Raw genomic sequence first — 25,356 nt, 5'->3', positions numbered from 1 at the left:
CGTAGTCGATGAGTGAGTTCTCCGGGCTTGTGTCGGGAGCCCGTATCTGCCCTGGCGCGCGCGCCGCATGCACCCATGCGCCGGGCGTGACGCCCGGGGGGTGAAAGCCCAAGAACCGACTTCCATCCGTCGGGTACAGGCGAGGAAAATGCTGGAAGGGTGAATGAGGTGAACCCTTGATGGAAGCCTCGAAATCAGAAGCGCAGTGAGTGCCCAGTGAGTGCCCGGTGGTGTAGCGGGCTACACCACTGGTTGGGGAGTCCTCACCCTCGTGGCGAAGACCGTCTCGCGGAATCGTGTGAGACGACGAAGGGCACTCCTCACCGGCGCTTCAGCTGGCCGGATGCGTGTGGGTGGTTCTTCGAGTCTGTTTTCGACCCGATGCGCTGATGCGGAGGCTGCTCCAGCCATGGCAACTGTCCTTTATCGCCTGGGCCATGTCTCCTTCCGGTGGCGATGGTTCGTCGCCTTGTTGTGGGTGGCCGTGCTGAGCGGCGTCGGCTTCGCCGCCTCGCAGGCGTCCACCGCGAAGGACGAGGGGTTCACCACGCCAGGTATCGAGTCGCAGAAGGCATTCGACCTGATGGAGCAGCGCTTCCCCGGCTCCGTCGCGAACGCCGCGAGCGCCCGGATCGTGTTCGTCGCGCCCGGCGGTGAGAAGGTCACCGCGGCAGAGAACCGGAAGGTCATCGAGCGCCTCGTCGACGAGGCGGCCGACGGCACGCAGGTCGCCAGTGCTGTGGATCCCTTCCAGATGAGGGCGGTGAGCGACGACGGCACGACGGCGTACACGACCGTCAGTTTCCAAGTCGCCGCCGACGACCTCTCCGACGCGAGCAAGATGCACCTGGAGCACGCCGTCGAACAGGCCCGCGAGGCCGGGCTGACCGTCGACGTCGGCGGGAACGCCCTGGCCGAGCAGCCCGGGGCGGGTGGGGCGACAGAGGCAATCGGCATCGCCGTGGCCGCTGTGGTGCTGCTGATCACCTTCGGGTCGATGGCCGCGGCAGGGCTTCCCCTGCTGACGGCGATCCTTGGCGTCGCCGTCAGCATGACCGGCATCCTGGCGCTCTCCAGCGCGTTCGGCCTGTCCGACAGCACCGGCACCCTGGCCACCATGCTCGGCCTGGCCTGCGGCATCGACTACGCCCTGTTCGTCGTCTCCCGGTACCGGGAGGAGCGCGCCAAGGGACATACGCCGAGGGATGCGGCCGGGCTGGCCGTGGGCACGGCCGGTTCGGCTGTCGTCTTCGCCGGGCTGACCGTCGTCATCGCCCTCGGCGGGCTGTTCGTGGTCGGTATTCCGATGCTCACCAAGATGGGGCTGGCTGCCGCCGGCGCGGTGCTGCTGTCCGTGCTGGTCTGCCTGACGCTGGTCCCGGCCCTGCTGGGCTTCTGGCCTAACGCCGTGCTCTCGCGCGGAGCCCGCAGGAACTCCGAGCGCTACCGCCGGAAGCAACTCAAGCAGCACAACGGCGGCTCCCGCTGGGCACGGATCGTCGTACGCCGCCCGTGGCCCGTTCTGCTGCTGGCCGTTGTCGCCCTGGGTGTCGTCGCCGCCCCGGTCATGAACCTCCAGCTGGGCATGCCCGGCGATGAGGCCAGACCCGCCTCCACCACCGAGCGTCGCGCCTACGACGATCTGGCCAAGGGGTTCGGAGCCGGCTTCAACGGCCCGCTGACCATCGTCGTCGACGCCAGCGGAGCCACGGACCCGAAGGCAGCCGTGGCGGCGATCTCCACGGATATCGGGGCCACCGACGGAGTCGTGTCGGTGTCCTCGGCTCGCTTCAACTCCGCCGGTGACACGGCGGTGTTCTCCGCCATCCCGTCCACCAGCCCCACGGACGAGAAGACCAAGGACCTGGTCAAAAGCATCCGTGACCAGCGGCCCGGTATCGAGGCGAAGACCGACGGCGCGAGCTTCGAGGTCACCGGCAAGACCGCGCTCGACATCGACGTCGCCGAGAAGGTGCAGGGCGCGCTCATCCCGTACCTGGCGGTCGTGGTCGGACTGGCGATCGTGCTCCTGCTGCTGGTCTTCCGTTCACTGCTCGTGCCTGTCAAGGCGGCACTGGGCTTCCTGCTCTCGGTGCTCGCCGCTCTCGGTGCGGTCGTCCTGGTCTTCCAGCAGGGCCATGGCGCGGGCCTGCTCGGCGTCGAGACCACCGGCCCGATCATGAGCATGATGCCGATTTTTCTGGTGGGCATCGTCTTCGGCCTGGCGATGGACTACGAGGTCTTCCTCGTCTCCCGGATCCGCGAGTCCTACGTCCACGCGGATGCGGCCAAGCCGGCGGTGGTCTCCGGCTTCCGGCACAGCGCCCGTGTGGTGGTCGCCGCCGCACTGATCATGATCGCGGTGTTCTCCGGCTTCGTCGGCGCCGAGGAGTCGATGATCAAGATGATCGGCTTCGGTCTCGCGATCGCCGTCCTCTTCGACGCCTTCGTCGTCCGCATGGCAATCGTGCCGGCCGTGCTGTCACTCCTGGGCGACAAGGCCTGGTACCTGCCGCGATGGCTGAACCGGCTGCTGCCGAACATCGACGTCGAGGGCGAGAAGCTCAGCCACAAGGTCACGCCGCCCAGCGACGTGATGCGGACCGAGCCGGACCAGCCGGTCGTACAACCCCTCCCCATCCGCTGAGGTCACCGCGGACCGGGGAACGGCGGGACGGCCGGCCTCCACTGGTCCGGCCACACGCTGACCGGGGCCGCCGGACCGGCGGCGGCTCCGACCGCGCCAAACATCGCTGGCACGCCCGAAACGGAAGGCGCAACACCTTGATGACCACTGCGCTGCGCGCCGCCGCGGCCGGCGCTCTCCTTGCCTGCGGGGCCTTGGCCGCTGCGGTTGGCGTCACACGACACGACGGCGACGACAGTACTTCCGCGACAAAGGCAATGGAGGCGCTCACCGCCCCCGAAAAGGCAGTGGAAGCGCTCGTCACATCCAGGGGGCCGTACGTCGCGCTCGGCGACTCCTACACCGCAGGGCCGAGAATCCCGGGCCAGACGGGCACGCCGGCCGGCTGCGCCCGATCCGACCACAACTACCCCTCCCTCGTTGCCCGCCAACTCGGGATCCGGGCGACCGACTTCCGCGACATGAGCTGCAGCGGCGCGACCATCGCGGATCTCACCGAGTCCCAGGAGACCGGCGAGGGCACCAACGCCGCCCAGCTCACGGCCCTGTCCGCCCAGACCCGTCTGGTCACCCTCGGAATCGGCGGCAACGACATCGGCTTCAGCACGATGATCAAGCGGTGCGTCGGCATGGGGGTCGTGTACCACGCCCTCGGCAGCGGCAAGTACATCCCCGATGACATGCCCTGTGCGCGGCTCTACACCGGGACCGGCGGCGACCAGGTTCAGCGGAAGATCGACGCCGCCGGCAGCCGGCTGACGGACGCGCTGAAGAACATCGAACAGCGAGCGCCCGAAGCCCGCGTCTACGTCGTCGGATACCCGGCGATCCTGCCGGACGACAGCACCGGCTGCGAGCGCGAGATGTCCCTCGCCCCCGGCGACATGACCTACCTGCGGGAGAAGGAGGAACAGCTCAACGCCGAACTCCGCGAGCGGGCCGAGGCCAACGGGGCCGTGTACGTCGACACCTACTCGGCGTCGGAAGGCCACGACGCCTGCTCGGCGGCGGCTGACCGCTGGGTCGAGCCTCTTGTGCCGAGCAGCCCCGCCGCGGCCATCCACCCCAACGCACGCGGCGAGCAGGGGATGGCCGACGCTGTTCTGCGCGTCCTGGGCACCATCGGATGAACCTGACGGAACCCCGGTCCCCGAGAACACCGGGCGTGGACGGCCACGACTTCAGGGCTGGGTGTTCTGCGGGCTGTTGAGGTAGGCGAGCACGGCGAGCACCCGCCGGTGACCGCTGTCGCTGGGCGGCAGGCCCAGCTTCAGGAACACGTTGCCGATGTGCTTGTGGACCGCACGCTCGGTGACGACGAGCGTCCTGGCGATGGTGCTGTTGTCGTGGCCTTCCGCCATCAGCTCCAGCACCTCGCGCTCACGCGGCGTGAGCGAGTCGATCGGCGTGTCGCGGCGGCGGGTCATCAGCTCGGTCACCACCTCCGGGTCCAGGGCGCTGCCGCCCGCAGCGACGCGTTCCAGCGCGTCGAGGAACTCGTCGACCCGCCCGACACGGTCCTTGAGCAGGTAGCCGACCCCGCTCGCTCCGCCGCCCAGCAGTTCGGCGGCGTAGGACCCCTCGACGTACTGGGAGAGGACCAGGACCGGCAGGCCAGGAATCGTCTCCCGCGCCTCGCGGGCGGCGCGCAGGCCCTCGTCGCGGAAGTGCGGCGGCATCCGCACGTCCAGTACGGCGATGTCCGGCCTGTATCGGAGCAGAGCGGGCAGGATCTCGGGCCCGCTGCCGGCGACGGCCACAACCTGGTGCCCGGCCGAGTTCAGCAACAGGACGAGCCCCTCTCTCAGCAGGGCGTTGTCCTCGGCGATCACCACACGCACGGCAGCTCCACTTCGATCTCGGTCGGGCCCCCGGTCGGGCTGGTCACGGTCACCTCGCCGTCCAGGGCGGCGACGCGGCGGCGGATGCCCAGCAGGCCCGAGCCGCGGTGCTCGTCCACGCCGCCGGCGCCATCGTCGCGGACGACGGCACGCAGTCCGGCGCGCAGGCGTTCCAGCCGCACGGTAGCCCGGCTACCGCCGCTGTACTTGGCCGCGTTGGTCAGCGCCTCAGCCACCGCGAAATACGCGGCCGCCTCCACCGCCGCCGGGGGACGGGGCCCCTCCTCCAGACCACCCACGACGTGAACGGTCACGTCCAGCCCGCTGCTCGCCGCCAGCGCCCGCACAGCGCCGACCAGACCGCGGTCGGTCAGGATCGGTGGGTGGATGCCGCGCACCACGTGCCGTAGCTCGGTAAGAGCCTCCTGGGCATGGTCCTGGGCGTCGGCGAGCAGTCTGCGGGCGGTGTCGGGGTCGCGGTCGTAGGCGCGTTGGGCCAGGCCGATGCGCATGGAGAGGGCCACCAGGCGGGCCTGAGCGCCATCGTGCAGGTCGCGTTCGATGCGGCGCAGCTCAGCTTCGTGCGCGGCGATCGCGTCCGTGCGGGTGGCGGCGAGCTCCTGCACCCGGGCAGCGAGCAGTGCCCGTGGGGCGGGCCTGAGCAGGGCCTGCGACCAGCGAGCCTCCAGGTCGGCGAGCCGGGTGATCAGCGGAAGCACCACGGCTTCGCGGCGCAGCAACCCGCACCGCACCCCGTCGACGACCAGGCCGAGCGGCCACAGTGGCAGAGCGAGGAGGATCAGAGCACCGTAGAGGTAGAAGGCGAGCATCCACAGCAGATCGGTGCGGGTCCCAGGGTCCTGGACCGCGATACGTAGCCGCTGCCGCAGCGGGCCGGTGATCGCCTGGTACGCCTCGGGGATCTCCCGGCCCGTCCACGCCGCCGTCATCTGCCGTTTGGCCCCGGCGATACGGCGGATCAGCAACACCGTTTCCGGCAGCAGCCACGCCCCGACCACCGCGAGCGTGCCCATGGCGGTGATCAGCAGAACCGTGATGAAGATGTAAAGCCCGAAGGCCATCACCGCGGCCCCGCCCAGCTGGACCGTCGCCCGCCCGGCCAGCCGCATCGCCTTCCACATAAGCCCACGCTAGGGGATCGGATTCCGCGGACCGGGCCGACGCCAAGAAGGTGTAGCCCGCTACACCACTCGTTCGGGAGTGCGCTCCCTGGCCCGCACACCCGCGCCCGGGAGACGCTGGAACCAACGGCAGGTCGAAGACTCCTGCCCGGGCACCGCACCGTTCACCGCGCGCCTCACGGACGGCGAACCCCACGGCGGCACGCGCCCGGGACCTGCGCCCTACATCACCCCCTCATCCACCGGAGGAGAGCACCACCGTGAGCAGGATGAAGGCCCTCTACACCGGCACCACCCCGGACACCGTCGAGATCCTGGAGGTGGACCGCCCTGTCCCAGGCCCGCGCGACGCGCTGGTCAGGATCCGAGCCTGCGGCATCTGCGGCACCGACGTGTCGTTTCTGCACCTGGGCGGTATCCCTGCCCACGCTCACCTGGGCGGCGACATCGTCCCCGTCGCGCTGGGCCACGAACCGGCCGGTGAGGTCGTCGAAGTGGGCGCCGAGGTGGAGGGACTGAAGGTGGGGGACCGGGTCGTGGTCAACCCGCAGGGGCCGAGCGGCGTCATCGGCTGCGGTGCGCGACACGGCGCGCTGAGCGAGTACCTGCTCGTCGAGAATGCCACCGTCGGCAGGAACCTGGCCGTCTTCCCCGACCACGTTCCCTTCGACGTCGCATCCCTCAACGAGCCCATGGCCGTCGCCCGGCACGCCGTCAACCGCTCCGAGGCAAAGCCCGCCGACAAGGTCGTCGTCTTCGGCGCCGGGCCCATCGGCCTGGGCGCGGCGATCTGGCTGAAGCTGCGCGGCGTGGAGCACGTGGTCGTCGCCGACGTCATTGCGTCCCGGCTGGAGAAGGCGCTGGCCATAGGAGCGGACGCCGTCATCGACTCCGCCGAGGAGGACGTCACCGGGCGCCTGACCGAGCTGCACGGGCAGGCCACCAACGCCCTCGGACAGCCCCGGCCCGGCACCGACATCTACTTCGATGCCGCCGGCGCAGCGGCGGTCTTCAACACCGTGGTGGGCAACGCCAGATGGGGCGCCAAACTGGTCATGGTCGCCATACAGAAGAAGAGCTCGGAGATCGACCTCGGCGGAATGCTCCGCAGCGAGCTCACGCTCATCGCGTCTCAGGGCTACCCGACCGAGATCTTCGAGGTCACCCCCGAACTCGTCGAGCACGAGGACCGCTTCGCCAGGCTGATCAGCCACCGAGTGCCGTTCGCCGAGGCCGACCGTGCCTTCGAGTGGGCCCTGACGCCCGGCGCCGCCGAGAAGATCGTCATCACCCTCGACGACTGACCGAAGAAATGACACCGCTGTCGCGTCCGGACGAGAGCCCGGTGCGGACAGCCTGCAGTAGTCGAAAATGGCTGCCTCCGTCCGAGGCGGAAATCGAGCGGCGCGGTGCACATTCTGGCTGCACCCCGCCACCTCGCTGCCCCCCGCCACCCCCCTGCACTCCGCCACCCCCTGCACCCCGCCACCGCCCTGCACCCCGCCACCGCCAGCAGCATGAGATGGAGATGTGCGGTGAATCACCGATCCGACGCCGGTGAGCCCGGCACCGGCGCCCACCTGTCCGGCGATGCCGGCGGCCCTGACGAGGCAGGGGAGAACAGCGCCGAACAGAGCCGCATTGAATCGGTCGAACCCCCGAGACAAGCCCACGTCCGGCCCGAGGCACTGTGGAGAGAACGGATCCAGGCTCGTCACCCCGTCCCACAGGCGCAGTCAACCACCCGTAGCACCCAGCCGGACGTCGCCAGCGAAAGCCACGCCTGCCCTCGCGGTGATGATCAGCAGGGCCATGAGGAAGGTCCGGTGGCATACCGCGACGCCGGGAATGATGCAGGCGCCCGGCCGGCATCCGACGGGAAACCGCCATCCGTGGCCTCTGCGGACACAGCACGACATGCGAAGCGGCGTCGTCGGCGGCGGATCATTGCGGTGGCGGCACTCATCCAACTCGTCGTGTTGGCGGCCGGTGACCGATTCGCGGTCTCCGCCGCGGAAGACCAGATGGTCAGCCAGATCGAAGCCAGCATCATCGAGAACCTCGACTGCGACGTCACCCCACCCACGGTGAGCGACGTCAGTATCGGAGGGTTCCCCTTCCTGACTCAGGTGGCATTCGGCAGGTTCAAGGACATCGGGGTGACCGTAGAGGGGGTACCCACGCCAGGGCCCCGGATCTCCGCAGTTGAGGCACACCTGCGCGGCCTGCACATCCCGGTCACGAAGATGGTCACCAACAGCGTCGGTGAAGTGCCGGTCGACGAGGTCGAGGCAACAGTTCACCTCGACTACACGGATGTGAACACCTACCTGGCTGGCCAGCCGGGCGCGGTGCAGATAAACCCGGTGGACGACGGTGACCAGGTAGAGGTCTCCGGAATCGCCGACATCCCGGTGGTCGGCTCCCAGCAGGTCGGCGGCATCACCACCTTCGAGATCCGGGACAACAAGCTCACTCTCGTACCTTCAGAGATCTCGCTGCGTGGCACGCTGGACATCAGCATCCCCGTTCCGGGTGGGTTGGGGAACCTGCTTCCCGACATACCGATTCCGGTCGGCGCCCTGCCGTTCGACGTCAGCGTTGTCAAGGCGGCGACCGATGCGACAGGTCTCTCGCTGACCGCCACGGCCAGGGACATCACGCTCCCCGAGGCCGACACGAAGCCTCGGAACTGCCCGGCGGTGGACATCGACCGGTCCTGAGTGACCGAACAGACGCCGCAGTAGCCGTGTCGCGCTCGGCCCACCACCGCGACGCCCACGAATGCGTCCCAGGGTTTCGCACCCATGAAAAAATCCTACGGAAGAATCTCCACGCCCAGAAATTTCCGAGAAGGAAGAAGGAGGGCGGACGTGAAGAGAATCGCTGTTTCCCTCGCCGCCGCATTTACTGTACTGACCGCATGTCAGGATCCAATCGACTCGACCGGCGGCGTCGACAGCGCATCCCCCGGGCCGAGCGTCTCGGCGCAGATGTCGCCGAGCCCGGGCGCCGCATCAGACAGTGCAGACGCCGCCGCATATGTCGCAGAGTTCCGCAGGGATTTCCCAGAGGTCGCCGAAGGCAGGACGGACCAGCAGATCATCCAGGATGCCTTCAGTAGTTGCTCGGACATGGCGGCCGCCATGGCTATAACCACCGCGTCGATGGGGCAACGCTACGGGCTCTCTGGATCGAAAGCCGACCAGTTCACTCTGCACAACATCGCGCTACTCACCATGGCGAAAATCTGCCAGACCGTCTGAGGAATGGCGACGCACAGTTGGAGGGGCGCTGATGCCACGACGATCGCTCACGCGGTGGATAGCTGCGAGAATCCACACCGCCATTCTGGTGACCCGGCCACGGGGCGGAAGGCCTGCCCCCACGCATGCCGGTCCACATCGATCTCGGAGCACCCCGATCAGGCAGCTTCCTACGTCCCGTCCTGGCAGAGAGCCAAATATCGCTGACGCCCTACGGATGGCCGCGGGGAGAGCTGCGTCCTTCGTCTGGTCCTGCATGCTCTGGGTGGCTTTCGCTGTAAGTATCACAGGAACGATCGCCGGAGCGAAGATCCTCGATCTCGACGGTGCGCAGGGTAAAGCCGTGAGCTACGGCTCGATCGCACTCTCTCTCCTGGTGGGATCGCTGCTGGCACGGCGAGAGCCCCTGAAATCGCTCCTCAGGTCGACCAGGGTGCAATGGTTCCTGTTTCTTTTCAACGGCGGCATCGCCGTGGGTTCCTATTTCTTCGTTGACGGCAACAAGGGTACCGGCCTTGCTGTCGGGATGGGGCTGGTCGCCCTCGGAGCAGGTATCGGCCTGCTGAAACATCCGAACCGGTCCGCCGCCCGGCCGGAATAACGTGCTCCGTCGGGCGCTGTCGCGTCGACAGTCCGCCATCCAGCGGCCGTTATCCGGCCATGATCGGGTGCTGCGTCGACGTCGTGGGCTGTCCACCGGTTCCGACGTCGGAGTTCGCGCGGTTCCGGTTCCCGCCGGAGGTGATATGTCGATGGGCGTCCGCTGGCGTCCGTCCTCGTTCACCAGGACTCGTCGACCGTCGACCGTCGACCGTCCGTCCAGGGGAGCTGCCCGATCGCTCGACGTCGCTGGAGGAGCCGGACGGTTCGAGCGCAGTCTGGTTTGACTTCGAGCGCGCTCTAAGCTTTAGCGTCGGGGCATGGTCACGATCGACGGGCTCGATGAGCGCGATCTCGGAGTCTCGGGCTCGCGCCGGCCGGATGTCACGCCCACCGAGCCTGACGCCGACTCCGATGCATCCCCCGTTCTCCTTGCGCGCCCGGAATTCCGACTCGACGCCGTCGGCATCGCTGACCCGGCCGGCACCGCTGACATCAGCGGTAGCGCCGACAGCGGCAGCGCCGACAGCGGCAGCGCCGACAGCGGCAGCGACGTCGAGCACACCGTCGCCCCTCCGCTCACCGGTCTCACGATCGCAGAGGCGGCGAAGGCGACGGGCGTCAGCGCGCACACGCTGCGGTACTACGAGCGCGTGGATCTGATGCTCGAGCGCGTGTCCCGAGCGCCGTCGAGTCATCGCCGATACGACGATGTGGACCTGCGCTGGGTCGGGACACTGACCGCACTGCGCCGCACCGGCATGCCGATCCGGCAGATCGCCCGGTATGCGGCGCTGGTCCGGGCTGGCGACGGCAACGAGGCGCAGCGACTCGACCTGCTGGCCGCGCACCGACGGCTCGTCGCCGAGCGGCTCGAAGAAGTCCGCCGTCACCTCACGGCCATCGACAACAAGATCGATATCTATCGGAAGAAGGTCGACGACTGATGCCAACCTCCACGCTGCGCCAGATACCGCTCGGCGCCCAGGGCCTTCAGGTCTCCGCCCAGGGCCTGGGCTGTATGGGCATGTCGGACTTCTACGGCACCCGCGACGACGAGGAGTCGGTGGCCACCATCCGCCGGGCGCTCGACCTGGGTGTCACGTTTCTCGACACAGCCGACATGTACGGACCGCACACGAACGAGAGGCTGGTCGGGCGGGCCATCGCCGGTCGCCGCGACGAGGTGGTCATCGCCACCAAGTTCGGGATCGTCCGCGACCCGGCCAACCCGCTAGCACGCGGTGTCAACGGCCGGCCGGAGTACGTGCACTCGGCCTGCGACGCATCCCTCTCCCGGCTCGGGGTCGATCACATCGACCTTTACTACCAGCACCGGGTCGACCCCGACGTGCCGATCGAGGAGACCGTGGGGGCCATGGCCGAGCTGGTCGCGGCGGGGAAGGTGCGCTTTCTCGGACTCTCGGAAGCGGCCCCGGCCACCATCCGCCGGGCATATGCCGTGCACGCGATCAGCGCGCTGCAGACCGAGTACTCCATCTGGTCCCGCGAACCTGAGAAGGAGATCCTCCCGACGGTTCGCGAGCTCGGTATCGGTTTCGTCTCGTACAGCCCGCTGGGGCGGGGCTTCCTCACCGGGAGCTTCCGCGGCGCCAAGGATTTCGAGGCCGGGGACTTCCGTGGCTCCCTGCCCCGGATGAACGAGGAGAACCTGGAGACGAACCTCGCGCTGGTGGCGGAGATCGAAAAGATCGCGGCGGCGCGGGGATACACACCGGCACAGGTCGCCCTCGCCTGGGTACACCGTCAGGGCGCCGATATCGTCCCGATCCCCGGGACGAAGCGACGTACCTACCTGGAGCAGAACGCCGCCGCCGCAGATCTCGAGCTGAGCGACGGGGAGCTCGAGACCTTGGCACAGGCAGGCGAGAGCGTCCGGGGCGAGCGGTATCCGGACATGTCCAGCGTCGACCTGTAGGTTGAAGTGCCTGACATCAGAGGGCCTGTCTCGTTCTCGGCTGAGACTCGGACGAGCCGGGCGGTACCACCGAGTCTGTTGCGTGCATCGAAGTAGCCCAGGACGGGCCCGCTTCCGCAGGCAAACGCGCAGGCCACCACCCAGATCGGAGTTCTGGAGCTCCACAGGGCAGTACGTGAGCCCCGGAAAGCCCAGAGCCCCGCGCCGTGTGATCGGCTGCGGGGCTCTGAACCTGTCTCAACCAGTCACCTGAGGGGCCCACCCGGAGAATAATCACTGGCTGAATTAGCCCAGAGGCGTGGAACAGTTCCCGGGGGCTTCCGGATGTCTCCGGCCCGGCCGTTGCTCCTGTCGAGCCTCTCATTTTTCCGCCCCGTTGCCCGGAAAGTGCCTCTGCCTGTTCGGGACGCCGATCGGGTCAGGGTGGCGAAGCCAGTCTGCGCGACCGCCCGAAGGGCGCCCTTGGCGCGGCCGGCGACCCGTCAGATCATTTGACGCTTAGCCGGGGAATGGGTGCGATGTCATTTCGATAGGATGCTTGTTGACCACGAGGTCAGGTCAGTGCAGGACATTCGGAGTGACCACGCTAAAGCGAAGATCTTGAGATCGGGTCTGGTCCAGAATACTGTGGCTTGTGCGTCCTCGATTTCTGCTGGCGGCTCATAGCAGATGATCTGACCGGTTTCCCGTCGGCCGGAGTGCGATACTGTTCCAGTCGTCGGGCTGGTGCTTGTTGGGAAGTTCTCGCTGGAGCGGGTGAACTCCGCGTCCATAGCTGCCGTGTCGTCGAACTGGCCGAAGCTGAACTCGGTGGGATTCGCGGGGTCGCTCGAGGTGCAGTACAAAGATTCCACAGGGTCTTCGGCGGTTCGGTCTGCGGGGTCTATTCTGAGCGACTTACAGACTGCCACCAGGCCGGTCGATAGGTGGCCCCGCGGCCCGCTGGCCTCATGGGACTGATCGCGGAACTGGGCGTTGAAAGGGTCGTAGCCGAGGGGAACCAGGATCAGGATACCCTAGGGCACCCGGAAGGATTCCTGCGGTAGCGATATAGGCAAGTAGGCGCCAAGCACTGATCCGCCAGAAGTATCGCCAGATACGTATAGCATACACAAGTGTCGGTATTCCCATGGCGGCCGTAAGGGCTGCGCCGGCAGGAAAAGACACGTACCACTGGATAAGAAATGCACCGAAGTATGGCGGCGCGACGAACCCTACCTGCAGCATGTATAGGGTCAGCACCTCACGGGTGGACCGCTCGACCTCGGACTGGCGCTTCGCCAGCCAGTAGAAGATGTATATGGATCCTGCGGAAACGACGAGCAGATATGTCGGGTAAAGAACCTGCTGCAAAAAGTTGTTGTCGACCCGAAGAAGGGTTGCGATCGTGATCAGTGTCGATATGAGGATGGCGGTCTCGAAGAACTTGAGGACGTCCTGGAAGTGTCGCTCTTCAAAGATCTCTATCGTGTGGGCTGTCGGCCTCCGAAGAATTCTCCAGTAGATTCGAAAGAAGGCACCCCAGGCGCTCGCCCTAAAAAAGGCGTTGAGGAGCGTGGTGAGGGCGCTTTCGTTCTGCTGGTTGAATTCGTCGCCGCATTGTGAGCAGAACGGGCCGCTGCCTTCGGCGCTGCATCTGCGGCACCTGATGGTTGTCATGCCGAACACCCCGCCGTTGTCGGTTGATCAAGAAGTACCCTACCGACATCTTGTGACGTTCTGACATCTTTTGGCGCGTTGCTGACAGTCGCGGCGTTTTCATGGCAGTGGTAGGGGCCGAGTTGCGACGTGTAGACGAACAAGTAACTCTGCCGCCCTGGGTGTGTTGATCTCTTCAGCACCTCAAACCGGCTACGGCGGACAACTACGCCGTGATCGTGGACAACTACCTGTTCCCGGGCTGGAGCGAAGCGGCTGAACAAGCTGACGGCTGCCGACGTGCGCCGCTACCTGGCGTCGTTGGCGAACTCGTGCCTGTGCTGCAGGGCGGGAACTGATGCTCGGCGGTCGGAGGGTCGACGTCAGTGCTGTGCGGTGGGGAAGTGCTGCGCGTGGCGACCGTCGGCACGTCCGGTGCAGCTTGCTCGTGCGGTCCTGCGGAGTGCGTTGCAGGCGGCTGTGCGAGAGGAGCTGATCCGGCGCAACGTTGCCCCCCTGGTACAGGTCCCCTCGCCTGGTCACGGAATCAACCGCGGGCTGAGCATGGTGGAGGCGCGGGCGGTGCTCGATGCGGCGGCGGGGCATCGTCTCTACGCCCTGGTGCTGATGGCGCTCCACCTCGGCATGCGGCGCGGTGAGCTGCTCGGGCTGCGCTGGTCGGATATCGACTGGGCGGACGGGACGCTCACGATCCGGGGGAAACTGCAGCGCTCGGGCGGTGAACTACGCATGGTCACACCGAAGTCGGAGGGTTCACGGCGTACGCTGCCGCTGCACGGACTCGTCGTGGAAGCACTCACCCAGCACCGGAAGCTGCAGGCGGCCGAACGGGACGCTGCGGATGATCGGTGGGTCGAATCTCGGCACGTGTTCACCACGACGATCGGCACTCCGATCGAACCTGGCAACCTGCGGCACGCCTGGTTCCCGATCGTGGAGGCGGCCGGACTCGACCGGCGGGTGGTTTTCCACGGGGTCCGGCACACCTGCATCACGCTGCTGCTGGATCTCAAGGTGCCACCGCACACGGTCCGCGATATCGCGGGGCATGCCACGACGGAAGTCACCATGACCGTGTATGGGCGCAGCTCGCTGGAAGAGAAGCGAAAGGCGCTCACCCTGCTCGACGAATACCTGAGCTGAGGGGGGGCGTTGCTACACCCGTTGCTACAGAAGCGGCAGAGCCCCGCAGCCTTGGATGGGGGCTGCGGGGCTCTGGCCTGTCTCAACCGTGCGTGCGCTCGGAGGTGTCCTGGCTCAGGACATAGGAGACAGGTGTCTCAGGACATAGGCGACACATGTCTCGGGTCATCGAAGACAGCACCGGCGGGTTCGATGATCGGCAATGTCGAAAGCACGGTTGGTGATCACGCCTCTGGTCGTGGAGGGAGAGACACCGGCGGAGGTCGCACGCCGGTACGGGGTGTCCCGAGGCTGGGTCCACAAGCTGAAAGCCCGCTACGACGCCGAGGGAGACGCGGCGTTCGAACCGCGGTCGAGGCGGCCGCACTCGTCCCCGACCGCCACACCCGCGGCGACGGTCGAGCTGGTCATACGGTTACGCAAGGAACTGGCCGAGCAGGGCTTGGACGCGGGCGCGGACACGATCGGCTGGCACCTGGCCGCCCATCACGCCACCACCCTGTCCCGGGCGACGATCCACCGGATCCTGACCCGTGTGGGCGCCGTCACACCGGAACCGGCCAAACGACCATGGTCGTCCTACATCCGCTTCCAGGCCGACCAGCCGAACGAGTGCTGGCAGTCGGATTTCACGCACTACCGACTGACCGGCCCGGACGGCAGACCCGGCATCGATACCGAGATCATCAGCTGGTTGGACGACCATTCCCGGTACGCCCTGCGCGTCACCGCCCACCCGAAGATCACCGGGAAGATCGTCGTCGCGACGTTCCACCAGGCCGCGGACCTCCACGGCTATCCGGCGTCAACGCTGACCGACAACGGCATGGTCTACACCGTCCGCCTCGCCAGCCCAGGCGTCGCCGGTGGGCGGACCGGGTTCGAAGCCGAGCTACGCCGGCTCGGGATCGTGCAGAAGAACTCCCGGCCGAACCATCCCACCACCTGCGGGAAAGTCGAACGCTTCCAACAGACCCTGAAGAAATGGCTCACGGCGCAACCCACCCAGCCGGCCACCCTCGCAGCACTCCAGGCGCTCATCGACGGGTTCGTCGACGCCTACAACCAGCAGCGTCCCCACCGCTCCCTGCCCGGACGCAGCACCCCTGCCGTCGCCTACCAGGCCCGGCCCAAAACCGGCCCGTCCACCGACCGGACCGCGGACAGCCACGACCGGCTGCGCCGCGACAACGTCGATACGAACGGGAAACTCACCCTGCGCGTGAACGGCCGCCTGCACCACATCGGGATCGGACGAACCCACGCCCGAACCCCCGTCCTCCTGCTCGTCCACGACCTCGACGTCCGCGTCATCCACGCCACCACCGGCGAGCTTCTGCGCGAGCTGACGATCGATCCCACCCGCGACTACCAGCCCACCGGCCGACCCCGCGGACCCGCCCCCAAAACCACAGAAGCCGAACCCCTGCGGTGAGGGTTCGGCTGTCTCCGATGTCCCGAGACATCACACAGTGCGGGAGGGGGGACTTGAACCCCCAACCTTTCGATCCGTAGCCCTCGGCGCACCGTCCACGGACATCTACGAACGTCCGCCGGTGCAGGGCGCGGGCTCGCGGATATCCACGGACGTCCACCTCGGTTGCAGTCCGTCATGGCCCCTGGTGGGGCCACCCGGGACAGGGTGAAAATGTGGTGGGGCGTTCGGTCGACGTCGTTAGTACTTGGTGCTGTGAGCCCGGGTTGCAGTCGGACGCTGGAGGCCGCCTTCAGGCACCCGTGACTGTTGCTGCGAGCACGTGACTCAGCTTCTTCTTCGCCTGGTCGGTCTCCCCGGACGTCCCGCCTGACACACGGTGGGAGGTGGCCAGTGGAGACACTCGTCGAGCGGTGCGCCGGTCTCGACATCGGCAAGGCCGACGTGAAGGCCTGCATCCGGATCCCCGGTCCGGGGAAACGCCGCCGGCAGGAAGTCCGCACGTTCGCCACCACCACACCAGCGCTGCTGGAGTTACGGGACTGGCTGGCCGCGCATCAGGTGACCGTGGTCGGGATGGAAGCCACCGGCGACTACTGGAAGCCGGTGTTCTACCTGCTTGAGGACGCCTTCGACTGCCAGCTCCTCAACGCCCGGCACATGCGCAACGTCCCCGGCCGCAAGACCGACGTTGCCGACTCCGCCTGGATCGCCAGGCTGATCGAACACGGCCTGGTCCGGCCCAGCTTCGTTCCGCCCCCACCGATCCGGCGATTACGGGACCTGACGCGCTACCGCACCGTCGTCACCCAGGAACGCACCCGCGAGATCCAGCGTCTGCACCGGGTGTTGGAGGACGCCGGGATCAAGCTGTCGGTGTTCGTCTCCGACATTCTCGGTGTCTCCGGCCGGGCCATGCTGGATGCCCTCATCGCCGGTGAACGCGACCCACATGTCCTGGCGGACCTGGCGCGCACCGGAATGCGCCGGAAGATCGGCGCTCTGCGTGACGCGCTCACCGGCCGGTTCGACGACCACCATGCCTTCCTCTGCACCACCATGCTGGGCCGCATCGACGCCGCGACCGCCACCATCACCGACCTCACCGCCCAGGTCGAGACCGAGATCGCCCCGTTCGCGGCCGCGGTCGACCGCCTCGATGGCATCCCCGGGATCAACGCCCGCATCGCGCAGATCATCATCGCCGAGACCGGCGGTGACATGACCCGGTTCCCCACCGCCGGACATCTGGCGTCCTGGGCGGGGCTGTGTCCCGGGAACAACGAGTCGGCCGGCAAGCACTACTCCGGCCGCACCCGCCGCGGTGACACCTGGCTGCGCGGAGCCCTCGGCGAGGCCGCCTCCTCCGCGTCCCGGTCGAAGACCACCTACCTGTCCGCCCACTACCGGCGGATCGCCACCCGCCGCGGCAGCAAACGCGCCCTCGTCGCGGTCTCCCACACCATGCTCGTGATCGCCTGGCACCTGCTCCACGACCAGACCACCTACCGCGACCTCGGCCCCGACTACTACCAACGCCGCCAGGACCCCGAACGTCAAACCCGCAAGCTCGTCCACCAGCTCCAACAGCTCGGCCACCAGGTCACCCTGACAGCCTCACCCTGAGTCATTTTCGACTCAGCTCGTCCACCAGCTCCAACAGCTCGGCCACCAGGTCACCCTGACAGCCTCACCCTGAGTCATTTTCGACTCAGTACGACTGCAGTATGGGGCGGTACGTCGGATGTCGTGACTGGGCGTGAGATTCGGGCAGAGCGAAAGCAACTACATGAGCATCGTCATGCCTGCAAAATTGATTGCCTCGGGCTGCACCTTGGGAGGCCAATGTCTGGGCGATCCGGATGCCGCTTCTTTCGAGGTGGCATTGGCCGAATGGTGACAGCACGTCTACAGGGCGACTGCAACTATCGAAGAATCTACCGGACGGCGCCTTGGGCGGGATTTTCGGGCGGGAGGGGTGAGTTCCCCCGCCGCCAATTTGACCCGCGGGTTAAGGGAAGCAGGCGAGTCGTCCACCGACATCCACCTTTGTCCGACCATCCCCGCACTCAGGACGGTTCCGTCAACGCCCATCGCCCTCCAGATAATTCCGCCGGCTCGGGTACATTGCCCGCATCGGCCCGGCCGCGCTGCCGGTAGCCTGGCTTGGGGCGACCCCAAACCAGGCTAGTGGCGTGCCGAGGAGCTACTTACCGATATCTTCATACCAAAGATCATGGTTCTCTCGAATAAACTTTTCCATCATCTCCCGACACTCCAAGTCGTCAAGATCTATCACAGAAATCTCGTGCGATTCCATAAATTCGCGAGCGCCGGTAAAGTTTCGAGACTCGCCCACGACGACGGTGGGTATCTCAAATTGAACGATAGTGCCGGCGCACATATAGCACGGCATAAGTGTTGAAAATATCACCGTGTCTCTGTATGATCTTTGCCGCCCTGCGTTCTGTAGGCAATCCATTTCCCCGTGGAGAATGGCACTGTCCATTTGGACTCGCTTATTGTGGCCAGCTCCAACAAGATCCGACCCCCGGTATAGGGAGGATCCGATGGGAATACCTCCCTCGGAGAGCGATTTCTTCGCTTGAAAGATCGCTTCTGTGATACCGCGGCGCACGTACTCTTGGTCGAGGTCCATACCTCCAAGATATCACAGTGTAAAATAAAACTAAAAAATACTATTATGGTTAAATATGACTAGATCAAGAATAAAAGCTCCAATGTTGACGACAAGTAATGCGGCTAGTTCTGGCGATGAAAATGAGTGCTTTTCGTCAAGTGCGCCTGAAAGTATAATATAAAATCCGAGTGCAGCATTGAGGATTCCCCACCTATAGGGAATAAATTGTCTAGCGAGCAGACTTCTAAATTGGGCAACTGGGGAAAGTCTTGCGGCTCGATCGATGAGCAAAACGAGTGACAGCCAGCCGATATCTATGATATAAAGAAGTAAGAGGAGATCGAAGAATCCGAATCGAGCGGCTTGACTCTCCTCTAATGAAGCGACGCGTGCCATAAAGATCAATACTACGCACTCGAGTGTGATGATAAAAAGATCGAGAAGCCAGCGAAATCCGCTATTTTGACTTACTAAATCGTCGGATTGAAGATGCAGGATATCGCCGACGAAAAATCGAAAAATAGTTAGGAAAAAAATGGCGAATAGCGTGTAGCTTGCCAGTGTTACGCCCTGGGAGCGGATCGCCGTCGAAACCGGGTCGACCGCTTCTTGTAGTGCAGTTCCTAGCAGTGCAGTCACCATGAACTGGCTTACTAAGATGCGGTGTTCCTTGGAGACCTCGGGCTGCGGTGGGTCGGGCTGCGGTGGGTCGACTGCCATTCTAATCCCCCGATTGATAGATTAGTGCTCGTCCGATTCTGAAATTAATTTCAGGCGTCCAGAATGCAAGGCTTCAGTGATTACGTGCCACTCCGAGGTAAAGTCTAAGTTTAGCGGTACTTCAATGTTTAAATCAGTAAAGATCGTAACGTTTAAACTTGAGTCGTTTGCAAGTCGCGCGATCGCACCAAAAGCCAAGCTAAACGCCTCTATGCAGTCGAGGACAATGATGACCTCCTGTGCGCAGTAGAATGCTGTCTGGGCTGAAAATCCTCGCAATATCGGATCGAGTATCACGGGTTCGGTCATCGACTGCGCAGACTGTTCAAAAATTCCTCCGCCCCTGTGGAGTAAAATTCGTTCCCCTTCGGAGACGCGTAGGATAACCTTGGCGAGAACCTGGCCGTCGTCGTCGTGTATCGATATCGCATAGCGATCGCAATCTGATTCGATTATTCTTGGCCTTGTCGTGAGCCGTCGGACACTCTAGCGGTCAAATCTTTGCTAATTAGCAGACAGTTTTGGGGTGTTCGGTGGCCCTGTGACGCGCCGGTGATCATGGCGCGCAAGCGCCACGCGCAGCCGTCGCGCGGCGCGGTTCTTGATCCTAAATCGGCGGTTTCCGCAACCTGCGGCCTACATCGCTGCCTCGTGTCGACGGCGCCATGCGGCGCATCGTTCGACGTAGGCGTGTAGGTGGTAACGGGCGAAGTCGTCCGGGCTCCAAGCTGCGGCGGGGAGTAGCTCGGTGGGGTCGGCGCAGATGTAGGCCCATGCGTGGCGGTCGTGGTCCAGGGTGATGCGTCCGACGGTGTAGAAGTCGGCTTCGAATGCGTCCAGCGTGACCCACTCGGCCGGGGTGAGGTCCTCGAAGAGGTGCCCGCTCGCGGTGGCCGCCTGGTCGTGGATGAGGCCGGGGTAGATGCGTTCGGGTGGGGCGATGACGCGCCATCCGGTGACGGTGACCGGGGTGCGGTGGGGGTCGCGGTCGATGAGGACGCGTAGGACGTCAGGGAAGAGGAGGCTTCCGTAGACGAAGAGGGGTGCCGGGTCCGCCGATGCGGGGGCCAGTCGGCCAGAGGCCGGTGAGCTGGCTCGGGGTGAGGGGCTGTGTGTAGGTGGCACGGAAGACCTTCCCCACGGTGTCGGTGTCGGCGGTGTCGGCGAGGTTGACGAACCAGTCGATGCCGGCGGGGTAGGCCCACAGGTAGCTGCGTAGCTGTGGGTCGTTGCCGCGGTCGGTGAGGATGTCGGCGATGGTGCCCGGGGTCCAGAAGGGGACGCGGGCGCGGGCGTGCTCGGCGCATGCGGCGGGGGAATGGCCGGTGTTGATGGCCTGGTTTAGCTCGGCGCGGACGAGCTGGAGGTAGTGGTCCAGGCGGACGCGGGCGGTGACCGCGGTGTCGTCGGGGATGACGAACAGGGGCATGGCCTGGGCGATGCCTTCCAACAGCACCTGGTACGGCGCGTGGACCGACAGCAGACGCGGCCACGGAACGTCAGTGCGCTCGGCGGTGCTGGTGTAGCTGGCGCTCTGGAGAGCGTGACCGAGGATCTCATGTAGCGCGAATTGGCGTAGCCGGGTCTTGGTGAAGGCGGCGTTGCGGAGGTTGAACCGTAGCCGGACGTTGTGGCCGGTGCCGTCCAGCCAATAGGCCCAGTAGGCGTCGACGTCGGCGGTCGTGATGTCCAGCGTGTACGGCGCGTCTGTTTCGGCAAGGGCCCGGACGGCCGGCTCCAGCTCGTCCGCGGCGGCCCGGATCAGACCGGGTGCGTCGGCCGTGTCGACCGGGCCTTCGGCGTCGCGGAGCTGACGGTCAGTGTCTGGCCCCCAGGAAATCCCGAGGTCGGCCAGTGCCGTGCGGGCGCGGTCTCCTACGGCGGTGATGTATTCGTCGGGCCATCCGCCGGCGGGGCATCCCTGGGTGGCTATCAGATAGTCGTCGAGCGGGAGCTTTTCGCCGAGCAACGCGCCCAGGTAGGCCAGATGTGCGCAGACCTGCTCGGCGCACACGTGGTCGTTCTCGGTTTCGGCGCGTTCGTGCAGCCCGCTGAGGGCGTCGTAGACGTCCAGGCGGCTCGGTGCCGCGGTGACGGGCTCCTCGGTGGGCGCGCAGTCGAAGTCGATGACCGGGGCGGCGCCGCGGGCGGTTTCGTGGGCGTCCCACGCGCGTAGGGCCTGCTCGATGGCGTCACGCAGACGCATGCGGTGTGTCCCAGCGGAGCGTGACGAACTGGTTCGGGCGCAGGTTGCGGCGGGTCAGCTCGATGACGATGCCATTGTCGTCCCGGGCGATGGACAGGCTCTCGGTCGCGGTGACCTCCGAGCCGTCCGGTCGGTCCTCGGTGGCGGAGCACCGGGTCAGGGCTGTCACGCCCTGGTGGCGAAGCCGGATCGTGAGAAGGCCGGTGGGGCGGACGATCGACTGTCGCCAGTAGTGGTCGTAAACGAACCGGCCACCGGTGCCGCGGTAGCCGACCGTCGCGGATTCCCCGGGCTGGATGGCGGGGAAGATCTGGCAGGCGAAGCGGGTGGACAGGTCGGTGTCGTGGATCCGCTGGATGATGATGTTCCGGTCCGGTGTCGGCAGGGCCTCGATGTCCAGCGGGCCGCGGGTCGTCTCGAACCACAGCTCGCGGTTCAGTCGGGTGAAGGGCGTGGCCGTGCCGTTGTGCAGCTCGTGCCGGTAGGTCAGGGTCGCCCATCCGTCGTCGGCCACGTCGATGTCGATCGTCAGGCTACGGTCCTCGACGTCCCCGCTGGTCCCTGTGGCTGGCCCGGCCTGGCCCGGGATGACGGGAGTGGGAGCCGCTGTTTCGGCAACCGTCGCGGGGTGGGTGGCTTCCCACGGGCGCGAGGCGAGACGGAAGTACGCCCCGGGGATGCTTAGAACGTCGGCGATGCGTTCGACCAGGTCAAGCGTGGTGATGTGGGTCTCTCCGGACATGACCCGGCTGACGCGGCTTTGAGTGAGGCCGCGGACGGGGGAGGAAACGCGGTCCTGGCTGGCTCCGTCGTACTTCCGCATCAGGAGGAAGACCGTCCGGAAGTCCATGGCTTCGCAGGCGGTGCGGAAGTCGTCCCGGGCGAGTAGCTCGGGGGAGACGGTGTAGGGAGGGGCGGGCTGTGCCATCCGCCATCTCCTCCGGGTGCGGGCCGACTGCCAGGATCAGCGGGTGGTCATGTCGCTACGCAGAGACTAACCCGCCCATGCAACGGGGGTATGGCGTGTTCGCCGGTGTTGTGCGGATCGGGCGCTTGTCGTGCGCTCGGCAACCGTCTGTCGACCGGTGCCCGTCCCGCACGCCATGCGCCCGGTGCATTGCCATCGTGACGTTTCTCGGGGTCGACTGGAAGCAGATTCAGGCGATGCTCGGGCACACGATGCTGTCGACGACGATGGACATCTACGTGGACATGGTCGACACGGTGCACAAGGATGCGGCGTCCAAGCTCGACGGCTGGTTCCCGGCGGAGGACAACGGGGGCGGGGACACCGAGGACGGTCCGACCGAGGCTGAGGGGGCCTGACAGGCTGTTGGCTGTTAACTAGGCTGTCAAAGCGGCAGAGCCCCGCAGCCTTGGATGGGGGCTGCGGGGCTCTGGCCTGTCTCAACCGTGCGTGCGCTCGGAGGGACTCGAACCCCCAACCTTTTGATCCGTAGGCAAGGCCGATGCCGGCTGGATCGGTCGATGGGGTGATGTGTCCGTACATCGGAGTTCGCCAGCGTCCGCCAACGTCCACGGGTGTTGCTACAGCCGTTGCTACACGGCGGGGCGTCTCGCGCTTCGTGGGTGTCCTGCGACGTGCCGACGCGCCGAATGGGGTCGGCGGTCGACGCGCCACGGGGTGCCGACCGGAGGGAGGCGGGGCCCCGTGTCGCGCGGCGAACCGACTGGGGCCCTGTTCGGCGTGGCGTGTGCGGCGCGGGGCTCCTGCGGGCCCGGAGGGCCCGCCTTGAACAAGTAAGGAAAGTTGGCACACTCATCCCTCGAAGTCGTACCGAAGGACGTAACGGTCTGCGGCAAGGGTCATGTGGGTGATCTCGACGACGCGGTCGGCCTGGTCGTAGGCGAGACGTTCGATCTTGATGATCGGACTGCCCTCGCCTAGGCGGAGCAAGCGGGCAACCCCGGGTGTGGGCATGGTGGCCTTAAGGATCTCGGTGAACCTGACGGGGGCACGTCCAAGGTCGGCAAGGCGCGCGTGTGCTCCACCGGGCCCGGTGTCCTTCTGCTCGAGGGCGGTGCCCTTCACGATCGCGTAGTTGTAGGTGGAGATCGCCAGTTGTACGGGCTCGTCGTCGACGTACATCGTCCGATCGCGGGTGAGGACGTCATCGTCGGGCTCGATACCGAAAAGGTCGCCTGCCGGCTGCCCTGCGGCGGTGATCTCGATGTCGGTCTCAACCCGCCACGTGTATCCGGCGTTCGTCGCGTCACCGATGAACGCGCTTTGGTTCGCGTCACGTGCCGATCGGGAGAGGCGGCTTGGGGCGGTCCGGATGACTGGTCGGCGGCGCTTCACGAAGATCCCTCGGCCGTGCTCGGCGGCAACTAGGCCTTCGGAGCGAAGAACGGCGATCGCCTGCCGGACGGTCACACGGGCCGTTCCGTAGGTCTCGGATAGCTCCCGCTCGGAGGGCAGCTTGGCGCCTTCCGCGAGTGCACCTGTTTCGATCTTGCTGCGAAGCTCATCGGCTATCTGCTGGTAAGCAGGTCGATCGCTGATCCTGTCAATGGGTGCCATTGAAAGTCACCCTCCCTCCGACGTGGCTGGCCTGCGGCAACTGACTCCTAGGGTTGCGCCTGTCAACGGTACTGGTGCCTACCACTCGATACCCGCGGGACTACTGGTTCACACGTCCCTACCAGTTGTGCTACACTGGTTCTACTGGTCGGGACGTGCCGACCACTTTCGAAGGGTCCTCGGATCATGGCTGTGCCGATGAGGATCCCCGTGAGCTTCGGGGACGTGTTCCCCCACGGGGCGTTCGTGCTGGGCGTGGAGGCGGAGAACGACTTTGACAAGGTCCGCGACAAGGTCCCCAATCCTCAGGTCCGCGACAAGGACACTGGGATGCTGGTGTGGATCGTGCGGGTGTTGGATGCATCGCCGGACCTGCGGGCCGGGCAGGCTGAGGTGAAAGTGAAGATCTCGGCGGAGCATCAGCCGGTCCCGCCTGAGGCGATGCCGGGTACGCCGTTCCGGCCGGTGGAGTTCGACGGGCTGACGGTCACCGCGTACGTCGATCAGTCGCGGAAGACCCCCCGTGTCGGCTTCAGCCTGCGTGCCCGTGAGATGCGTGCTCCGGCTGCGGCGCGGTCCGGAAAGGCTGCCTGATCATCTGACATCCGGGTGCGTGTTCCTGAGTTGCCCGCTCCTCCACGCACCCGACGTTCGTAAATCCCGGTAATTCCCTGCGACGAAAGGTCTATTTGGTATGCCCTCGAACAAGGACATTCAGCGCGCGGCTGCGCTGGCTGCGGCGGACGGTGCTCGGGATCGGGTGTCGACCCTCAAGGCGCACGGTGCCTCGGGTGAGGCGCTCCGCGCGGCCGAGAAGGCGGAGCACGCGGCGTGGTCGCGGTACCGCAACAGCTCCTGACCTTCCGATGTGAGGTGACGTCCCGGAACGGGGCTGAGTTTGCCCGCTCCTCCCGTTCCCGGGGCGTCACGTGTCCGGTTTCCCCTGCGACAGAGAAAGGACTCTCCATGTCTACCACACGGACGTCCCGTCAAGCCGGGACGCGGCGATGCCACTGCGGTCCGGGGATGGTCTGCCGGCTCTGCGGCCCGCTTCCTGGTGACCGTGTCGTTCGGCGACCGGCGAGGCTCGGCCGGTGAGCGAGTCACACTCCTACTCCTGTGACCGGTGTGGCCTGGCCTCGCAGCCGGTGCGCTCGATCGTGGAAATGCGCGGCCAGCGGGACACGCATGACCGGCTCGTGCACGGTCACATGTCCGGCGGCTCCGGCGGAAACGACCGTACCCGGCGAGGTGGGCGGCGCGATGGCTCGTCGGCGTAAGGATCAGGCAGCCGGGCAGATGTCGCTGCCGTTCGACGGGGACGGTCCGCCCACACCGGCACCGTTCGCGATTCCGCTGGTGTCGGCACGTGAGGCGGCGGAACCGATTCCGCTCGAACCACGGCGCCGGCGCCGGTCACGGGGCTGATGCCCCTTCTGGATTGGGGAACGGGCTCTCCGGGGTCCCGCGGAAGCGTCGGCGATCCTGAGTCGTGCGTGCTCTGCGGAAAATCAGCGATGGTCCGTTCCCCTGCCGGGAAACCGGTTCACAAGGTATGCGCCGAAGACTGGT

The 25,356-nt window shown here is 66.1% G+C and carries 23 protein-coding genes; 14 read left to right on the top strand and 9 right to left on the bottom strand.

Annotation, left to right across the window (positions count from 1 at the left end):
- The first annotated feature begins 409 nt into the window (after nucleotides 1-409).
- Both ACG83_RS21650 and ACG83_RS21645 read left to right on the top strand, forming a co-directional pair.
- Entirely contained in the window at nucleotides 410-2,647 is a 2,238-nt protein-coding gene (locus ACG83_RS21650) for an efflux RND transporter permease subunit (protein ID WP_054568080.1), read from the top strand.
- 140 nt (nucleotides 2,648-2,787) lie between these two features.
- Nucleotides 2,788-3,777 carry an SGNH/GDSL hydrolase family protein gene (locus ACG83_RS21645; protein WP_083473440.1) on the top strand — a complete coding sequence of 330 codons (990 nt, stop codon included), beginning with the start codon at nucleotides 2,788-2,790 and terminating at the stop codon, nucleotides 3,775-3,777.
- Between the two features lie 51 nt (nucleotides 3,778-3,828).
- Here the strand turns inward: ACG83_RS21645 and ACG83_RS21640 are convergent, their stop codons facing one another.
- Together ACG83_RS21640 and ACG83_RS21635 are read right to left on the bottom strand one after the other, a co-directional pair.
- On the bottom strand, nucleotides 3,829-4,488 hold the full coding sequence (locus tag ACG83_RS21640) for a response regulator transcription factor (RefSeq protein WP_054568079.1): 660 nt from the start codon (nucleotides 4,486-4,488) through the stop codon (nucleotides 3,829-3,831).
- Entirely contained in the window at nucleotides 4,476-5,630 is a 1,155-nt protein-coding gene (locus ACG83_RS21635; protein ID WP_054568078.1) for a histidine kinase, read from the bottom strand. Before ACG83_RS21635 ends, ACG83_RS21640 begins: the two co-directional genes overlap by 13 nt.
- Nucleotides 5,631-5,899: 269 nt before the next feature.
- Here ACG83_RS21635 and ACG83_RS21630 point away from each other — a divergent pair, with 269 nt between their 5' ends.
- The 6 genes from ACG83_RS21630 (at nucleotide 5,900) to ACG83_RS21605 (ending at nucleotide 11,435) form a co-directional block, all read left to right on the top strand.
- Nucleotides 5,900-6,934, top strand: a complete 1,035-nt coding sequence (locus ACG83_RS21630; RefSeq protein ID WP_054568077.1) for a zinc-binding dehydrogenase — start codon at nucleotides 5,900-5,902, stop codon at nucleotides 6,932-6,934.
- Nucleotides 6,935-7,582: 648 nt separating this feature from the next.
- Nucleotides 7,583-8,353 (top strand): DUF2993 domain-containing protein, encoded by a 771-nt coding sequence (locus ACG83_RS46840; RefSeq protein ID WP_054568076.1) that lies wholly within the window; start codon nucleotides 7,583-7,585, stop codon nucleotides 8,351-8,353.
- A 150-nt stretch (nucleotides 8,354-8,503) separates the two neighbouring features.
- Nucleotides 8,504-8,896, top strand: a complete 393-nt coding sequence (locus ACG83_RS21620) for a hypothetical protein (protein ID WP_054568075.1) — start codon at nucleotides 8,504-8,506, stop codon at nucleotides 8,894-8,896.
- A gap of 256 nt (nucleotides 8,897-9,152) precedes the next feature.
- The gene (locus ACG83_RS46095) at nucleotides 9,153-9,497 is read left to right on the top strand and encodes a hypothetical protein (RefSeq protein WP_200931352.1); all 345 of its coding nucleotides are present in this window, start codon (nucleotides 9,153-9,155) and stop codon (nucleotides 9,495-9,497) included.
- A 319-nt stretch (nucleotides 9,498-9,816) separates the two neighbouring features.
- Nucleotides 9,817-10,443, top strand: coding sequence for a MerR family transcriptional regulator (locus ACG83_RS46090; RefSeq protein WP_200931351.1), 627 nt, complete (start codon nucleotides 9,817-9,819; stop codon nucleotides 10,441-10,443).
- The gene (locus ACG83_RS21605) at nucleotides 10,443-11,435 is read left to right on the top strand and encodes an aldo/keto reductase (protein WP_200931350.1); all 993 of its coding nucleotides are present in this window, start codon (nucleotides 10,443-10,445) and stop codon (nucleotides 11,433-11,435) included. Before ACG83_RS46090 ends, ACG83_RS21605 begins: the two co-directional genes overlap by 1 nt.
- A gap of 948 nt (nucleotides 11,436-12,383) precedes the next feature.
- Here the strand turns inward: ACG83_RS21605 and ACG83_RS44385 are convergent.
- The gene (locus ACG83_RS44385) at nucleotides 12,384-13,094 is read right to left on the bottom strand and encodes a hypothetical protein (protein ID WP_152991479.1); all 711 of its coding nucleotides are present in this window, start codon (nucleotides 13,092-13,094) and stop codon (nucleotides 12,384-12,386) included.
- 546 nt (nucleotides 13,095-13,640) lie between these two features.
- On the opposite strand from ACG83_RS44385, the gene ACG83_RS46835 reads away from it, so the two are divergent.
- The 3 genes from ACG83_RS46835 (at nucleotide 13,641) to ACG83_RS21590 (ending at nucleotide 17,298) form a co-directional block, all read left to right on the top strand.
- Nucleotides 13,641-14,237, top strand: a complete 597-nt coding sequence (locus ACG83_RS46835; RefSeq protein ID WP_235498078.1) for a site-specific integrase — start codon at nucleotides 13,641-13,643, stop codon at nucleotides 14,235-14,237.
- A 202-nt stretch (nucleotides 14,238-14,439) separates the two neighbouring features.
- Complete coding sequence (locus tag ACG83_RS21595; RefSeq protein WP_054568073.1) at nucleotides 14,440-15,672, top strand: IS481 family transposase; 1,233 nt, start codon at nucleotides 14,440-14,442, stop codon at nucleotides 15,670-15,672.
- Nucleotides 15,673-16,065: 393 nt separating this feature from the next.
- Nucleotides 16,066-17,298: an IS110 family transposase gene (locus ACG83_RS21590; protein WP_054564112.1), complete on the top strand. Its 1,233-nt coding sequence runs from the start codon at nucleotides 16,066-16,068 to the stop codon at nucleotides 17,296-17,298.
- A 580-nt stretch (nucleotides 17,299-17,878) separates the two neighbouring features.
- Here the strand turns inward: ACG83_RS21590 and ACG83_RS48010 are convergent.
- The 5 genes from ACG83_RS48010 to ACG83_RS21575 all read right to left on the bottom strand — a co-directional run bounded on the left by ACG83_RS48010 (nucleotide 17,879) and on the right by ACG83_RS21575 (nucleotide 22,167).
- Complete coding sequence (locus ACG83_RS48010) at nucleotides 17,879-18,331, bottom strand: nucleoside deaminase (protein WP_083473438.1); 453 nt, start codon at nucleotides 18,329-18,331, stop codon at nucleotides 17,879-17,881.
- A gap of 30 nt (nucleotides 18,332-18,361) precedes the next feature.
- Nucleotides 18,362-19,033, bottom strand: a complete 672-nt coding sequence (locus tag ACG83_RS44380) for a hypothetical protein (RefSeq protein ID WP_152991478.1) — start codon at nucleotides 19,031-19,033, stop codon at nucleotides 18,362-18,364.
- A 636-nt stretch (nucleotides 19,034-19,669) separates the two neighbouring features.
- Nucleotides 19,670-20,158, bottom strand: a complete 489-nt coding sequence (locus ACG83_RS42620; protein WP_083473437.1) for a gamma-glutamylcyclotransferase family protein — start codon at nucleotides 20,156-20,158, stop codon at nucleotides 19,670-19,672.
- Nucleotides 20,043-21,239 carry a hypothetical protein gene (locus tag ACG83_RS21580; RefSeq protein ID WP_054568071.1) on the bottom strand — a complete coding sequence of 399 codons (1,197 nt, stop codon included), beginning with the start codon at nucleotides 21,237-21,239 and terminating at the stop codon, nucleotides 20,043-20,045. The genes ACG83_RS42620 and ACG83_RS21580 overlap by 116 nt, the downstream gene beginning before the upstream one ends.
- The gene (locus ACG83_RS21575) at nucleotides 21,226-22,167 is read right to left on the bottom strand and encodes a helix-turn-helix transcriptional regulator (RefSeq protein WP_054568070.1); all 942 of its coding nucleotides are present in this window, start codon (nucleotides 22,165-22,167) and stop codon (nucleotides 21,226-21,228) included. The genes ACG83_RS21580 and ACG83_RS21575 overlap by 14 nt, the downstream gene beginning before the upstream one ends.
- Nucleotides 22,168-22,364: 197 nt before the next feature.
- On the opposite strand from ACG83_RS21575, the gene ACG83_RS46830 reads away from it, so the two are divergent.
- Nucleotides 22,365-22,565 carry a hypothetical protein gene (locus ACG83_RS46830; protein ID WP_054568069.1) on the top strand — a complete coding sequence of 67 codons (201 nt, stop codon included), beginning with the start codon at nucleotides 22,365-22,367 and terminating at the stop codon, nucleotides 22,563-22,565.
- Nucleotides 22,566-23,019: 454 nt separating this feature from the next.
- Here ACG83_RS46830 and ACG83_RS21565 read toward each other — a convergent pair whose 3' ends face one another.
- Entirely contained in the window at nucleotides 23,020-23,784 is a 765-nt protein-coding gene (locus tag ACG83_RS21565) for a GntR family transcriptional regulator (RefSeq protein ID WP_054568068.1), read from the bottom strand.
- A 186-nt stretch (nucleotides 23,785-23,970) separates the two neighbouring features.
- On the opposite strand from ACG83_RS21565, the gene ACG83_RS21560 reads away from it, so the two are divergent.
- Together ACG83_RS21560 and ACG83_RS45465 are read left to right on the top strand one after the other, a co-directional pair.
- Nucleotides 23,971-24,378 carry a hypothetical protein gene (locus ACG83_RS21560; protein ID WP_054568067.1) on the top strand — a complete coding sequence of 136 codons (408 nt, stop codon included), beginning with the start codon at nucleotides 23,971-23,973 and terminating at the stop codon, nucleotides 24,376-24,378.
- Nucleotides 24,379-24,478: 100 nt separating this feature from the next.
- The gene (locus ACG83_RS45465; RefSeq protein ID WP_161934782.1) at nucleotides 24,479-24,643 is read left to right on the top strand and encodes a hypothetical protein; all 165 of its coding nucleotides are present in this window, start codon (nucleotides 24,479-24,481) and stop codon (nucleotides 24,641-24,643) included.
- Nucleotides 24,644-25,356 lie beyond the last annotated feature (713 nt).

This window comes from Frankia sp. R43 (genome assembly GCF_001306465.1).
Lineage (GTDB): Bacteria > Actinomycetota > Actinomycetes > Frankiales > Frankiaceae > Parafrankia > Parafrankia irregularis.
Note: the sequence above shows the minus strand (reverse complement) of the source record. Positions and strands in the feature narration are given on the sequence as shown.